Source organism: Ekhidna sp. (genome assembly GCF_965227465.1).
GTDB lineage: Bacteria > Bacteroidota > Bacteroidia > Cytophagales > Cyclobacteriaceae > Ekhidna.
The window spans coordinates 2441693-2456612 of record NZ_OZ245746.1 but is presented as its reverse complement, the minus strand read 5'-3'; the positions used below and the strand labels follow the sequence as shown (position 1 = coordinate 2456612).

The window sequence follows — 14920 nt, the reverse complement described above, 5'->3', positions numbered from 1 at the left end:
AATAGAGTAGTGTAAATTATTCGTCTTTTAACGACTTGGCGGGATTAGCTCTTGCCGCGCTCCATGACTGGAAGCTCATGGTGAACCATGCAATCACCAGAGCTACAATTCCAGCCAATAAGAAAACCATGAGGTTAATATTTGTTCGATTTTCGAAATCCTGAAGCCATTTATCCATGAAGTAGTAGGACAGAGGTGCTGCGATGACAAAGGCAATCGCAACAAGCTTCAAAAACTCTTTAGAAAGTAAAGTAATGATGCTCATTATCGACGCGCCTAGTACTTTTCTCACCCCAATTTCCTTTGTTCTCTGTTCAGCAGTGAAGGCAGCCAAACCGTATAACCCTAAACAAGCAATGAAAATAGCAAGAAAAGCAAACACACTAAAAATCTGTCCTAACTTTTGTTCAGACTGATACAGATCATTGAATCGATCATCAAGAAAGCTATACTGGAAAGGTTGCCCGGGAGCAAACTCGTCCCATCTTGCTTCTATGAAGTCCAGCGATTCTCGCACATTTTCGCCATCAATTTTGAAAGAAACATATCCACGACTATTTCCAAGGGTAAATAGTAATGGTTCAATGTTATTTTTTAAAGAGGTATAATGGAAGTCTTTGATTATTCCCACCACGTTATAAACTTCCACTGTTGGATCCTCCTGAGAACCTCCATACGTTGAAAGCTTTTTATTAAGTCCTGTATCCCAACCCATGTGGCGGACAAGTGACTCATTGACAACAATCGCCATACTATCACTAGGAAAGTCCTTTGAGAAGAATCTTCCTTCCACCATTTCCATTCCTAATGTCTCCAGGTACTCATGATCAACTCGTGCCTGATAAAACACATAGCTCTCATCCTTCGTTGGGGTAGCCCCCGGAAACCAGAGGTTATTATTACTCTGGGTGTCAACGGGAAGGAAACTCGAAAGTGTACCACTATTGATTAGTGAGCTCTGTAGTACTTCATTTTTATAGGAAGATGCCTGGTCGCCCATAATCCATGGATCATGGACCATCACGACTTGATCTTTTGAGAATCCAAGTTTTTTATTCTGAATATAAGATAGTTGCTGGAACACAATAGCTGTCCCAATAATCATAATGATGCTTACGCAAAATTGAACAATGACCAATATGCTTCTCAATCCACCGCTTTTCAATCCCAGGTTCAATTTTCCTTTTAAAACTTCTACCGGACGAAATTTCGAAAGAAAAAATGCCGGATAGCTGCCTGCCAAGAGCCCTACAACCAGTAGCACTGTGAGAATGATAAGGATAAAGCCTGCGGAGAAGAGCTGATCAATTCTCATTTCCTTAGCTGCCAGTTCATTGAATTGACCGAGTAGCAAGAAAGAGAGTACATAAGCTATTACTATAGAAATGAATGTGATGATAAATGCTTCAGACAAAAACTGTCGAATTAGTTGATGCCTATATGCACCCATCACTTTTCGGACACCAACTTCTTTCGCCCTGCCAGCTGATCTGGCTGTAGAAAGATTCATAAAATTGATGCAGGCAAGAATCAAAATGAAGAGCGCAACAGCAGTAAAGACATATATGTACTTAATGTCTCCATTAGCCATGATTTCTCCATCTTTATCAGAGTATAGATGAATATCTTTTGCAGGAAAAAGGCTGAAACCTGCAGCATTTCCTGCATCATAAAACTCCTGCAAAGAAACTCCAATGTATTTCTCTACTTCTGGACCTATATACTTTTCTATAAGTGCAGGAAACTTTGCTTCTAATACTGCCGGGTTAAAACCATCTTGAAGTTTGAGGTATGTTACGAAGTTGAAGCTCATCCAAAATTGAGATTGCGCTTCTTCTCTGCTTTCCATCGTAAACATCATAGTAAAATTCATGTGAGAGTTTGAAGGCATATCTTCAAATACGCCGGTAACCTCCCAATTTTCATCGTTATCGATTACAACGATTTGACCGATTGGATCTTCTTCACCGAAAATCTTTTCAGCTTCCGTTTTACTTAAAACCAGTGTCTTAGGCCTTTTTAGACATTCCTCAACGTCACCTTTTATTAGTTTGAAATCAAAAAAGGTGAAAAAGTTAGGGTCAACAAATGCCACATCATCCTGGTAATAGTTGTTTTCTGTATCCTTACGCTTGATCAACCAGTTTCCGCTTTCACGAATCCTTACCGCATCAGTCACTTCCGGATATTCGGCCACCATTGTTTTGGCAGCAGGTGCAGATGATAAAGCCGTAATGAATTCAGACCCATTGATCATCCCGGAAAAATCCATTCTATAGGTCTTCGCTATATCTGAATGAAACGTGTCGTAGCTTAGTTCATCTACTACATATAAGGAGATCATCAGAAAGCATGTTAGACCGATTGATAGCCCTAAAATGTTGATGAATGAATAAAATTTATGTTTAAATAGGTTGCGTAAAGCAACATTGAGATAGTTCTTTAGCATGATTTTGAGTTTTTGTCCTTTGAGTTAGTTAGTCCTAGTCCTTGTAGTTCTTTAGTCCAGTTTTATGCGTTCCACTCTATCCCATGGAACATAAACACGATCAGAGCCTGTTTTTACGAGTATCCCCGAATTCCTATCATCCACATCCTGGCTATCTTCAAGTTCGAGTTTGCTACCGTCTCTGAGCGTAACTGTAGACGCACTTGATCCTCTTGGTGAGATTTCTTTAATATTTCTAAATGGAATGATAAATTTCACATCATCGTTTTCACCATTTAGTAATTCGAATGTGTACTCCTCATCGAGATCGTATATGATTTCACCTGTATACTGATCTCCGTTATCAACTTCGAGAGTCCCAGAGATTTTCTCAGGTGATGAAAAAGAGTTGTATGAAGGTCCGCTGTTAGGAGCTTCTTTAAAAGTCACCATATCAAATTCGTCCCAGTCAATGTCTACTCTTCCAAGTCCCTTTACTGTAACAATGATTCCTTTATTATCATCGTCTACATCGTTGGTACCTCTCAAGTCCAGTTCTCGTCCGGATCTTAATGTTACAATACTGCTACTGTATCCGTCTTTTTCTATCGATTTGATTTTATCAAATGCGATTTCATAATCATCTCCATCCTCTTCGCCATCAAGCACATCGGTTCCCACTCTTTCATCATGGTCCCACTGAACAAATCCGGTAAATTCTCCCAGGTCACAAATGACCGTTCCGTAAAGTGGTTCACCAAACTTTTCCTCCAATCTTGAGGGAGTGGGAAGAAATTCGATACGTTCGATGTTGCTCCATGAAAGTCTTACGTTTCCCAGCTCCTTGTCCAGAACGGTAATTCTGGCACCAATATCATTGTACCCGCTACCATCAATGTCGATGTATTCCCCGTTTTTGAGCTTAACCTCTACTCTGCTACTGGATCGCATTCGTAATGAATGAATGTTGCCAAATTCCGTAGAAAATTCATGTACAAACCTGCCATTGTTATCATCGTCCCAGGAAATATTCACAAATCTGGATATCAGATTGTCATTATTGTCATAATATCTGTCTTCCAGATCATCGAGTTCTCTACTTGATAGGTAATCAAGATTTTTATTTTCTTTTTTTGAAGCATTGAACATGTCTGTCCAGTAAACTTCTTCTTTGCCCCATCGAAGCGGTCCTTCATAAACGTCTCCGTCTTCGGTTTCCACTTTTCCGTAGATAAATCCTTCGTCCTGGGCAGAGGAAGAAAGAAATAAAAGTGTCAATAGAGTAGAGAAAGGTACTTTGAGGTAATTAATTAGTCGTGTCATAGTGTTTGAGTTTAGGTTTCCTTTAGAGGTTTGATGCAACCTAAAGACAAAAGGTTGCAGCAATGGTTTTTTTAATTTGTATTGATTAGTACTAGTTAATACATAGTACATACGCACAAGTTCAAAGAATGTTATTTCAAAAAGACTGTTTAGTTAGTTTTTTTTACGAACAGATGGAAATACTGATTGAGGGGGCACGAGGCGGCAATGGATCGGGCTTCTTTATCATTTTTAGCTTCAATCAAAACAAACCCAGCAATCAGTTCTTTTGCTTCTATGAAAGGACCATCAGTAGTCACGTTCTTTTTACTGGGTATCATTTGTCCTTCATCCAATGACAGGCGTCTTGCAACGATATGTTTTTCCGCTAATGCTTCAGCCCATTTCCCATATTGCACAATGCATTTTTCTTCTTCAGCAGAGGTCAGTGCATCTCTGTTTGGTGAGGCAATGAGGATTAAATATTCTGACATAGTTGGTTAACGAATTCAGCCATGGTTTCTGGACAAATTAGTTGATAATTCCAATGATGGTATTTTCACCAGTGGGTTCAAAATTCGCATCCTGATCATATTCACCCCATGGACTGTTCATGATAAATTGAAAAGAATCATTAATCCACACTCCTTGAGTAGGCTCTCCCAAATCACCACCTTGAACTTTTATCTCTTTGTCAACAATTGTATTTCCATCATCCGAAAGCATGTATTTGATCACTCTGTTTGGCTTGGTTCCATTATGCAATCCGAGCAGTGAATTATTTTTATAATAAAGGCCGTCAATTCCTTTAATTAGAATATCCTCTGCTTCGATTTTTAGTTTTTTAACCTGCTTGGTTTTTAGGTTGAGTTTGTAAATGCCATCAATGTAGTCACTGAGAAATAAGTTTTCCTCAGTTTCATCTAAGGTCAATCCCTGAAGATTAAACACTTTACCGGAGAGATCAACATACGCTTCTAGTTTTCCTTTTTTTTCGCTGATCCAATAAATTTTATTCGCTACTCCATCAGAGATGTATACGTTTCCATTGCTATCTGTGATAAGATCACCAAAATTATGGCCACCTGTTAGTGCAAATGTTTCAAGGAGCTCACCATTTTTCAGATCATACTTGAGAACACTTGCATAACCCTCTTCTGCATGTTTGTAAGCCTGATAGTTACTCATAGACGATGTGCACGACCAGAGCAGTTTCTCATCCTTAGAAACCTGAAGTCCCATAACACTCCACGAGTTTTTTGCAGTTTCCGCCCAGAGCACGGTAGACCCATCTTTTCCTACTTTCCAGATATTCCCATCTCTGACTCCACCAATAAAATAAGCTGCTTGTTTTTCAGCATACGAGATTGATTCAGGATGTGTATGTAGTAATTTGAATTGCTTTTGCTCAGCAGGATCAATCCGTATATTCAATTCTTTTTGCCTCTTTTGGATGTCTAATAGGGCATTCGATTCCCATATAGATTTGAAGTCATCATCCTGTGTGAAATCCTGTGTAGCATCCATCAAAATGTACTTTTGAAGGATTTCAATGGATTTCTCTTCATTTCCAGTCAAAGCATATCCACCTGCAAGGTTATATACCACTGCTGGATAGTTTGGTCGCATGGTATCTATAGATATCATTTTCGCTAAAAACAGTTCATAGTTCTTTTCTTCATGGGCCTTTAATCCCTCCTGATATAATTCTCTTAAACTCTGCGATGTTCCAACAAAGGAAACTAGCATGAAAACTGATGATATAATTTTTCGCATTATCGATTAATATTTATCCCACAACATGTAAGATATCAACTACCATTAACCGTTGGTAAAAATGCTTGAGATGTAAGTCAGAAAATCTTCAATTGAATTTACCATTGCAAGTGATAGTTTCACATTATCATTTGATATATTGGGAGCAATTATTTTTTAATCACTAAATAACTTCAAAAGATGAATCACGATATTTATTTAAGACTTAATGGAGAAACACTTGAATGGTCTGACACCCAAGATGGTAGCTATGCAGCGGTTGGTCCTTCAAGTCCTTCCACCCCTGTAAATGGTACAGATACGGTTACTTTTCATGGCGGAGATGGAATCCAGAAAATTATGAAAATAGATGATGGGAAAAATGGATCTCCCAAACTCATCAAAGCAAAAAGAGGAGAGGATTCGAATACAGTTGTTGCAACTATTAAAGATACAACTGTCAGAGGTGAAATAGATCAATACAGCATCAAGGTAAAACCGGAAGGGGGAGGACAGCCAATTACGGTTGATCCAGACATGCATGGGGAAGGCAATCCTTAATGAAATTGAAACAGGTATTTTTTATAATTATCCTATTATCCACTTCCACCTTCTCACAGAATAATGAGAAGGTGGATAGTTTGCTTAATGTATTAGAAAAAGAGCAATTATCTGACTCTTTGAAGTGTATTGTGCTTAGCCGTTTAGCATACTACGAAAAGGATCCTACAAAAAAAATAGCGTATGCGAATGATCTGTTATTATTTGCTCAACAAACCAATCAACCTAATTTTTATTATAACGCCTTCTATTTTAAAGCTTACGCCGATAAATATTTAGGCAACCTTACCGCTTCTTTGGCTGCTTTCTTTGAAGCTTTGGAATACACGAGGAGCGATAGGGACAGGTGTGAAATCTACACCGCTATCGCTGACGTGTACAAGCAGAATAAGGATTATGAGAATGCTTTTCGCTATTACAATCTAGCCATCGCTGTTTTCGGAGATGGTCTACCAGAGACTTCACCAGAGCAACGCGCTCAGGCTATTGCATATTCAAATGCCGGTGATGGATATCTCACAGTTAAGAAATTGGATAGTGCCCTCTTATATTTTGAATATGCAAAATCCATATTTGAATCAAATAATCATGAAATTGGAACTGCGTATAGTTATGGAAATATAGGGCTGGTGTATGCAGAGAATGGACAGAACGTGGAAGCCGAGAAATCCATAAATCAGGCGGTATCGATGCTTGAAAAATACCAGGACTATTATTCAATATCGATTTTCTACACTTATATGGCAGATATTTATGTTGCCAGGGACGAATATTCTCGCGCCTTATCTTATGCCAACGAAAGTTTGAGAATGGCCAAGGAGCATATGCTCAAACAGCAAATTCGTGATGCAAATCAAAAACTCTACGAAATCTATAAAAAGAAGGGAGATACCGACCTGGCACTAGGACACCATGAAGAGTATTTAATATATAAAGACAGCCTGACTAGTATTGAAACGGTACAGCAAATGGCCGACTTGCGCACAGAGTTTGAAGTAGGACAGAAACAAGTAGAGGTGGATTTACTCACCGCAGAGAAACGGACGCAACGCATTATAACCATAGCTATTGCGGCTTTTGCATTTATACTGATCGTACTAGCAGCTATCATTTATAAGTACTATCGCTCTAAAGCCAAGGTCAGTCGAATACTGGGTGAACAAAAAGCTGAACTTGAACGACTGAATAGCACCAAAGACAAATTCTTTTCTATCATATCACATGACCTGAGAAGTCCGGTTGCTGGTTTTCACGGCATTAGTCAGATGATTAAGATGATGGTACAAAACAAGCAAACAGACCAATTACTGGAGATGACCGAACACATTGATTCATCAGTAGATCAACTCTCTAAATTGCTGGACAACTTACTCAACTGGGCGATGCAACAGCAAGGACACGTTCCAAATGTCCCGGAAAAGTTGAACTTAAAAGAGATGGCAGAAGATCTGGTCAAAACCCTATCGAATATGGCTCAGGGTAAATCGATCGAGCTCTCGGCAGAAGTCCCCGAAAACCTGGAATTGTGGTCTGATAAAAACACGACAATGACCATACTTCGAAATTTGATGAGTAATGCACTAAAGTTTACTCCTGAGGGTGGTAAGGTCGGAATACAAGCTTCCGAACAAGATGGGATGGCTAAAATTGAAGTGATTGATACGGGGGTGGGTATGCCACAGGATAAATTGAAAAAGCTTTTCCAATTACAAGACAAAAAGAGTACTTATGGCACTTCTGGTGAAAAGGGATTAGGGCTAGGACTTCAATTGGTACATGAATTCATGGAAATGAATAATGGTAAGATTGAAGTCAGCAGCGAAGAAGGTGCAGGCACTACTTTTAGGCTTTGGTTGCCCTTGTTTGAGGCGGTGAAGGAGCCTGTTGCTAAATAAAAAGCGTTATTCGAGGCGAAGTATTTTTTCTATACCGTATTCCCTTGGGGGTTTCCGAAAGGAAACTGAGTCATGGGAATTTCTTGAGATAGTGTAGGTTCTTGAGATTCCCAAGTCTCACATGCGTCCTTCGCAAGGGAATAGGGGCAGTTAGGTTTGTACTTCTTACCAGAAATCTATGTTAGAAATAAATCCCCCTTTGAAGGCGGTCCGACGTTTCGGGGCGTGTGTCGGGATTGGAGGAGGATGAGGGATGTAAGTAATTCCTAAAACTCAATCTCAAAGCTCAACTTTTCGCCACCCCTATCTATAATGACGGTCGTCATATCTCCCTTTTCAAAAGTAGATAATGCACGCATGTAGCTCATCATGTCAGTTACTGTACTGTCGCCCAGTTGTACCACTACGTCACCTTTTTGAATTCCGGCCTTGATAGCAGGTTTGTCTTCACTAACTCCATCTATTCTCATACCCTTACCATCAAACATGTAGTCTGGCACGACCCCCAATGTCACTGTGAAACGAGGATTATCCGATTCATCTTTGGTTTTGGTAAATGCTATTTTCTCATCGTCATCCATCAAGACAATCATTTGCTCAATCATCGATGCGACCTTTAGAATTCCTTCCTCATTGATTTTATCCGTGTCATCTCCCGGTTTGTGGTAATCCTCATGTTGACCGGTGAAGAAATGAAGTACTGGAATATCCTGAAGGTAGAAAGAAGTGTGATCAGATGGTCCTACACCTGATTCACTTTTGATCAACTTGAGACTGTCCGAATTAACTTCATCCAATAGCCAGTTCCAAATAGGAGAGGTACCGGTTCCATTTACTGCCAATCCTCTGGACTCATCCAAACGACCTACCATATCCATGTTAATCATGAAATTTACCTGGGAGAGATCAATCGTAGGGTTCTTAGTAAAATAGTTAGATCCCCATAACCCTTTTTCTTCTCCCGATAGTCCAATAAAAAGGACATCCCTATCCAGTTCTTTTTTAGCAAGAACTCTGGCCAGATGTAGCATTGCAGCCACGCCACTAGCATTGTCGTCAGCCCCATTATGAATGGCTTTTTCTCCTCTATGTAGGGAAGAAAAATCACCCATACCCAAATGATCGTAATGCGCACCTACTACGACCAACTGGTCACTTGGGTTATCTATCATTCCGATCACATTATACCCGGTAATGCCGTCTTCACCACTTTCCTCTGAAGGTTGTGCGTGTGGGTTATCCGCATCCTTCACAAAAAAAGATTGATAAAAGCCATCTGTACCTTTTGGTTGTAGGCCAGCCTCTTTGAACTCCTTCATTATGTAATCAGCGGCCATTTTTTCGCCTTCTGTCCCCACTTCTCGACCGGATAGTGAGTCGCTTGCCAAAACAGCAATATCATTGGAGATTGAACGGAGAGGGTCATAGTTTTCTGGCTGTTCACAGAAACAAAAAACAAAAGTCAGGAGGATAAGTGATAAATGCTTTTTCATACAGATCAATTTGTGAGTTAGATTCGCGATTCGAATATACCAATGATGAAGAACTTTACGATTTTATTTCTTGGGCTGATCACATTATCATGTCAGCAATCAGCTTCTACGCAAAACGAAACACCGGTCTCAGATACGCTTAGATACGAGCAAGAGACACACCTTAAAAATGTACGCCAACTTACATGGGGTGGAAACAATGCGGAAGCCTACTGGAGTTTTGATGGGAGTAGTTTAGTATTTCAATCAGATTATACTGAATGGGGAGCAGCATGCGATCAAATTTTTACACTGGATGTAAGCCAATCAAAAAAAGGTGAAAAACCGAATATGGTGAGTACAGGTCTGGGGCGTACCACATGCGCGTACTTTTTGCCAGGCGATTCATTAATCGTTTACGGATCAACACACCTGGCCGATAGTCTTTGTCCTCCAACACCACCAAGAACCGAAAAATATGTCTGGCCGATCTATGAGGGGTATGACATCTTCGTTGCAGACCTTAATGGAAATATTGTAAACCAATTGACCACAGAAGATGGGTATGATGCGGAAGCCACAGTCTCTCCTAATGGAGATCGGATCATTTTTACCTCCACTCGCTCTGGAGACCTTGAACTATACACCATGGATTTGGATGGTTCTGATGTAGTTCAAATCACGGATGATTTGGGCTATGACGGAGGAGCGTTTTTCTCTCCTGATGGGAGTAAAATTGTTTGGAGAGCGTCCAGACCGCAGACAGAAGAGGAAATTGCAGAATACAAAGGATTGTTAGCGCAAGGGTTGGTTCAGCCAACGAAGATGGAACTTTACATAGCAAATGCTGACGGGTCAGACGCGAAGAAGATCACAGAATTAGGCAATGCCAACTGGGCACCTTTTTTTACTCCGGATGGCGACAAGATTTTGTTTAGCTCAAATCATGCTTCTCAACGAGGATTTCCTTTCAACCTTTTCATGATTAACGTGGATGGCACAGGATTGGAGCAAGTAACATTTGATGATACTTTTGATTCATTCCCTATGTTTAGCCCTGACGGTAAGTACCTGGTATGGGCTTCCAATAGAAATAATGGTGGCAATAGAGACACCAATCTATTTGTAGCAGAGTGGGTGGATTGATAATTTAAATCACCTAATCCCCCTCACCCCCTTTTCAAAAAAAGGGAACGTGCCTACTAGACATTAAGTCCTGAATCGGGTCAAGGTCTATAATTATATATCTGATATTTTTATCTTTCTGCGATAGAACAGTTCCCCCTTGGTGAAGGGGGCTAGGGGGATTGACTAATGAGTAATAATTTAAAGCAGTTAGCAAGAAACCAACGGAACAATAGCACTCCTGCTGAGATTAAATTATGGTCAGAGTTGCTAAGGGCTAGAGGCTTTTATGGATATCAATTTAACCGCCAGTTTGTTATAGAAAACTATATAGTGGATTTCGTTTGCCGAAAGTTGAAGTTGGTAATCGAAATCGATGGTAGGAGTCATCAATTTAAAGTGGAAGATGATAAAATGAGAGACAAGTCCCTAGAAGGTCTTGGATATAATGTTGTTCGATTTTCTGAAGGTGAAGTCATTAAAGACTTTAATAATGTAATTAGAACTTTAGAAGCTTATTTGCCTGAGAATTAATGTTAATTCACTAGCTAATCCCCCTCACCCCCTTTTCAAAAAGGGGGAATGGGTAATCGAGAATAAGATATTCAGACACATAAAAAATCGTCCCACCACTACAAGCGATGAGACGATTTTTGAAGGAGGGAAGTTTACGATTATTCTTCAAGCGTAATAGATCGTTCCACTGAATTAAATGGACCAGGTACCGCATTTCCTTCAGCATCTATAAGCTCCAATTTAATTTCCGTTCTACCCATCGGTAATCCTTCAATATAATATGGAGCCCATTCATCAATCATGAATTCATTCCCATTAATGGTTGCTCGCACTTTGTTCCCATCGGCTGATAGGGTAGTGTTGAGCAGGTAAAAATCCAGCATTACTTTCTTTGTATCCTCACCTTTATAAGTTCCTTTAGGTCTACTGTAAAACAAGTGTGGAGCAGTTAGATCAGCAGGTTCAGCTTCAACATCACCCACTACCAAATTCTCAATATGAAATGCATCCGCTCCTTTTACACTTTCATGATAAGAACGCGATAAAAAGGCAAGTACTACATAATTGCCCACTTCCAAGTTTTCATTTACACCTGGCATGTAGTGTGCTGCATAAGGCCCATTATTCACAATAAAGTGGATGTGTTGGCCTTTGTCAGAGTTAGCGATTCCACGCGTTTCATAATCGTCAGTCGGCATGCCTAGTTCGTAGTTTTGTACATCAAAAGTGTAATTAACCACGAAAGTGCTGTCAGTTGGGGTAACTGCCGCATCCCCTCTTTTGATCAAATTAGCTATCGGAAATTCTGGTGAAGGTGGAGCCTTGGTTAGCGTAATTTCGGGTGCTGATGACTCTTCACTCGCTTCTTCTTTCTTTTGTGGAGCCGTACAGCTAGCCATCAGGAAAGCAATTCCAAATGAGTATAAGGCTATTTGTTTTAGATAATTAATTTTCATTTTTCTGATTATTAGGTTCTAATTAATTGTTAAGATAACATGTTTGGAGGGGGATTTTGTTCGAAAAAGTTTGAATTAATCAAAATTAAACTAAATAAAAAAGGCCCAATCCAATGATTGAGCCTATGATATCTTGTACTGATATTGATTAATCCTTCAGGAAGTTTCTCAATACATAATTCAAGATTCCACCGTGCTTATAGTATTCTACATCCACTCCGGAATCTAACCTTACAAGGGCTTTAAATGTTACTTCGGAACCATCCTTTTTCGTGGCAGTTACATCTACCAACTTTCCGGGAGTGAGGTTATCGGAGATACCTGAGATATCGTAGGTTTCTTCACCTGTCAATCCTAAAGTATCCTGAGTTTCACCTTCCTGAAACTGAAGGGGTAAAACGCCCATCCCTACTAAATTAGAACGGTGAATACGCTCATAACTTTCTGTGATTACTGCTTTCACACCTAATAGTGTCGTTCCTTTGGCTGCCCAATCTCGGGATGATCCGGAACCATATTCTTTACCGCCAATAACCACTAGCGGAGTTCCCTCTTCCTGATATTTCATGGAGGCATCAAAAACCGTCATCTCTTCTCCGGTCGGTTGATAAGTGGTCCATCCGCCTTCTCTGCTTGCCAATTTGTTCTTAATTCTCACATTGGCGAATGTTCCTCGCATCATCACTTCATGATTTCCGCGACGAGAGCCGTATGAGTTGAAATCTTTCTTCTCAACGTTGTTTTCTACCAGGTATTGACCGGCCGGATGCTCAGGTAAGAACTTACCGGCAGGGGAGATGTGGTCTGTGGTTACCATATCTCCTAATTGCAACAGCACTTTAGCTCCCTTGATGTCATCCGGGTTAGGAACTTCTTCCGGCATATTTTGGAAGAAAGGAGCCTCTTGAATGTACGTGGACTTGCTGTCCCAATCGTACGTTTGTCCTTTTGGAGCAGCCAGATTTTTCCAGGTATCGTCACCTGCAAAAATCGTTTCGTAGTTTTTCTTGTAATCTTCCGGACTGAGCACGCTGGTCATCACCGCCTCAATTTCCTTTGAAGAAGGCCAGATATCCTTAAGGTAAACGTCATTACCATCTTTATCTTTTCCAAGCGACTCGTTGTTCATGTCAAAGTCAGTATGCCCTGCGAGCGCATATGCTACTACCAGCATCGGAGAAGCCAGAAAGTTCATTTTAATGTTCGGGTGAATACGCGCCTCGAAATTCCGATTACCGGAAAGTACTGAGCTAACCAGCATGTCATTTTCTATGACAGCTTTTTGAACTGAAGGGATCATGTCACCAGAGTTTCCAATACAGGTAGTACATCCGTACCCAACTGTATAGAATTTAAGATCTTCCAGATATGGCATCAGTTTCGATTTTTCCAGGTATTCAGTAACCACCCGAGAGCCTGGAGCTAATGATGTTTTAACCCAAGGCTTAACTTTTAATCCTAACTCAGAAGCCTTTTTAGCTACCAATCCAGCACCAATCATCACACTTGGATTTGAAGTGTTAGTACATGAGGTGATGGCAGCAACTACTACTGAAGCATCCGATAGGCGGTAATCTTTTCCATCGATTGTCACATCGACTGAGCGGACTCCATTCTTATTTTTTACGGTAGGAGCTGGCATCCCACCCTCATTGGCCCAATCGGCCGTTCTATCGGAGATATTGATGTATTCCCTTCCTTGTTCTTTTAGCAAGCCTACGATTTTTTCCTTGGCTTCTCGTAATAAAATCTTATCCTGTGGTCGTTTTGGTCCGGAGATCGTAGGTTCTACCGTTCCCAAATCTAATTCTACCACATCAGTGTACTCAATCTCCGCATTGTCATCCCTCCAAAGCATATTGGTTTTAGCGTATGCTTCAACCATATCGATGTGGTCTTCTGTACGACTGGTGTTTCTCATGTAATCAAGCGTCCGCTGATCGATAGGCCAGTGAGTATCTGTACAGCCAAACTCAGGGGACATATTAGAAATAGTCGCTCTGTCAGTAACCGCCAGGTTTTCTAGTCCAGGACCGAATACCTCGACGATTTTTCCAACTACTCCATAGTCTCTTAGCAATTTGGTGATGGTCAATACCAAATCAGTAGAGGTCGTACCCTCTTTCATCTTACCGGTAATTTTCAGACCAATCACCTGTGGGAGAATCATGTAAATAGGTTGTCCCAGCATGGCAGCTTCTGCCTCGATTCCTCCGACACCCCATCCCAAAACTCCAATACCATTCACCATTGGTGTGTGTGAGTCTGTTCCCACTAACGTATCCGGGAACAAATAACCATCTCTTTCAATCACCCCTTTGGCCAGATATTCCAGGTTTACCTGGTGACAAATGCCCATGCCCGGAGGGACTACACTAAAGTTTGTAAATGCTTGCTGGCCCCATTTCAGGAGTTTGTATCTCTCTTCATTGCGCTCATATTCCAGATCCACATTTTTTTGATAGGAATCAGCCGTTCCAAAATGATCTACCACTACTGAGTGATCGATGACCATGTCAGCGGGTACAACCGGATTCGTTTTACCCGTATCTTTTCCTTTACGAGCTACTGCAGCTCTAATTGATGCGATATCTACGACAGCCGGAACACCGGTAAAATCTTGCATCAAAACCCTTGCAGGGCTGTAAGGAATATCCTTAACTCCTGCCGTCTCTTTCCAATTGAGTATGGTATCAATGTGATCTTCCGTGACGGCAAAACCATCATAATTCCGGATGACATTTTCTAAGAGAATTCGGATGGAGTAGGGGAGTTTTTTAACAACCGGCTTTTTCTTGGCTAATTCAAAGAGGCTGAAATATTTGTGTTCTCCTAGTTGACTGGGTAGTTGTTTTTCGATTCCTAGAAAATCCTGAGGCATATGTGATTGTGTTTAAAGGTTACTTATTC

Annotated in this window: 11 protein-coding genes; 4 read left to right on the top strand and 7 right to left on the bottom strand. The window is 40.6% G+C overall.

Features of this window, described 5'->3' with window-relative positions; genetic code table 11:
- Positions 1-16 precede the first annotated feature (16 nt).
- The 4 genes from ACO05G_RS10820 to ACO05G_RS10805 form a co-directional block, all read right to left on the bottom strand.
- Positions 17-2449: an FtsX-like permease family protein gene (locus ACO05G_RS10820; protein WP_421762796.1), complete on the bottom strand. Its 2433-nt coding sequence runs from the start codon at positions 2447-2449 to the stop codon at positions 17-19.
- A 51-nt stretch (positions 2450-2500) separates the two neighbouring features.
- Complete coding sequence (locus tag ACO05G_RS10815; protein WP_421762795.1) at positions 2501-3751, bottom strand: hypothetical protein; 1251 nt, start codon at positions 3749-3751, stop codon at positions 2501-2503.
- A 149-nt stretch (positions 3752-3900) separates the two neighbouring features.
- Positions 3901-4224 (bottom strand): YciI family protein, encoded by a 324-nt coding sequence (locus ACO05G_RS10810; RefSeq protein ID WP_348284130.1) that lies wholly within the window; start codon positions 4222-4224, stop codon positions 3901-3903.
- A 37-nt stretch (positions 4225-4261) separates the two neighbouring features.
- Positions 4262-5506 carry a hypothetical protein gene (locus ACO05G_RS10805; RefSeq protein WP_421762794.1) on the bottom strand — a complete coding sequence of 415 codons (1245 nt, stop codon included), beginning with the start codon at positions 5504-5506 and terminating at the stop codon, positions 4262-4264.
- A gap of 180 nt (positions 5507-5686) precedes the next feature.
- On the opposite strand from ACO05G_RS10805, the gene ACO05G_RS10800 reads away from it, so the two are divergent.
- Positions 5687-6046 carry a hypothetical protein gene (locus ACO05G_RS10800; RefSeq protein ID WP_348284132.1) on the top strand — a complete coding sequence of 120 codons (360 nt, stop codon included), beginning with the start codon at positions 5687-5689 and terminating at the stop codon, positions 6044-6046.
- Between the two features lie 5 nt (positions 6047-6051).
- Complete coding sequence (locus ACO05G_RS10795) at positions 6052-7941, top strand: tetratricopeptide repeat-containing sensor histidine kinase (RefSeq protein WP_421762793.1); 1890 nt, start codon at positions 6052-6054, stop codon at positions 7939-7941.
- A gap of 266 nt (positions 7942-8207) precedes the next feature.
- On the opposite strand, the gene ACO05G_RS10790 is transcribed toward ACO05G_RS10795, so the two are convergent.
- Complete coding sequence (locus ACO05G_RS10790; protein WP_421762792.1) at positions 8208-9434, bottom strand: M20/M25/M40 family metallo-hydrolase; 1227 nt, start codon at positions 9432-9434, stop codon at positions 8208-8210.
- A gap of 42 nt (positions 9435-9476) precedes the next feature.
- Here ACO05G_RS10790 and ACO05G_RS10785 point away from each other — a divergent pair, with 42 nt between their 5' ends.
- Together ACO05G_RS10785 and ACO05G_RS10780 are read left to right on the top strand one after the other, a co-directional pair.
- The gene (locus ACO05G_RS10785; protein WP_421762791.1) at positions 9477-10559 is read left to right on the top strand and encodes a TolB family protein; all 1083 of its coding nucleotides are present in this window, start codon (positions 9477-9479) and stop codon (positions 10557-10559) included.
- 168 nt (positions 10560-10727) lie between these two features.
- Positions 10728-11072: an endonuclease domain-containing protein gene (locus ACO05G_RS10780; RefSeq protein WP_421762790.1), complete on the top strand. Its 345-nt coding sequence runs from the start codon at positions 10728-10730 to the stop codon at positions 11070-11072.
- Between the two features lie 140 nt (positions 11073-11212).
- On the opposite strand, the gene ACO05G_RS10775 is transcribed toward ACO05G_RS10780, so the two are convergent.
- Both ACO05G_RS10775 and acnA read right to left on the bottom strand, forming a co-directional pair.
- Positions 11213-12010 carry a phosphopeptide-binding protein gene (locus ACO05G_RS10775; RefSeq protein ID WP_421762789.1) on the bottom strand — a complete coding sequence of 266 codons (798 nt, stop codon included), beginning with the start codon at positions 12008-12010 and terminating at the stop codon, positions 11213-11215.
- 148 nt (positions 12011-12158) lie between these two features.
- Positions 12159-14891, bottom strand: coding sequence for an aconitate hydratase AcnA (gene acnA / locus ACO05G_RS10770; RefSeq protein WP_421762788.1), 2733 nt, complete (start codon positions 14889-14891; stop codon positions 12159-12161).
- Positions 14892-14920 lie beyond the last annotated feature (29 nt).

Coding starts and splice junctions, on each gene's coding strand:
- ACO05G_RS10800 (WP_348284132.1), top strand. CDS start 5,687: ATGAATCACGATATTTATTTAAGACTTAATGGAGAAACACTTGAATGG.
- ACO05G_RS10775 (WP_421762789.1), bottom strand. CDS start 12,010: ATGAAAATTAATTATCTAAAACAAATAGCCTTATACTCATTTGGAATT.
- ACO05G_RS10790 (WP_421762792.1), bottom strand. CDS start 9,434: ATGAAAAAGCATTTATCACTTATCCTCCTGACTTTTGTTTTTTGTTTC.
- ACO05G_RS10780 (WP_421762790.1), top strand. CDS start 10,728: ATGAGTAATAATTTAAAGCAGTTAGCAAGAAACCAACGGAACAATAGC.
- ACO05G_RS10785 (WP_421762791.1), top strand. CDS start 9,477: ATGATGAAGAACTTTACGATTTTATTTCTTGGGCTGATCACATTATCA.
- acnA (WP_421762788.1), bottom strand. CDS start 14,891: ATGCCTCAGGATTTTCTAGGAATCGAAAAACAACTACCCAGTCAACTA.
- ACO05G_RS10810 (WP_348284130.1), bottom strand. CDS start 4,224: ATGTCAGAATATTTAATCCTCATTGCCTCACCAAACAGAGATGCACTG.
- ACO05G_RS10815 (WP_421762795.1), bottom strand. CDS start 3,751: ATGACACGACTAATTAATTACCTCAAAGTACCTTTCTCTACTCTATTG.
- ACO05G_RS10805 (WP_421762794.1), bottom strand. CDS start 5,506: ATGCGAAAAATTATATCATCAGTTTTCATGCTAGTTTCCTTTGTTGGA.
- ACO05G_RS10820 (WP_421762796.1), bottom strand. CDS start 2,449: ATGCTAAAGAACTATCTCAATGTTGCTTTACGCAACCTATTTAAACAT.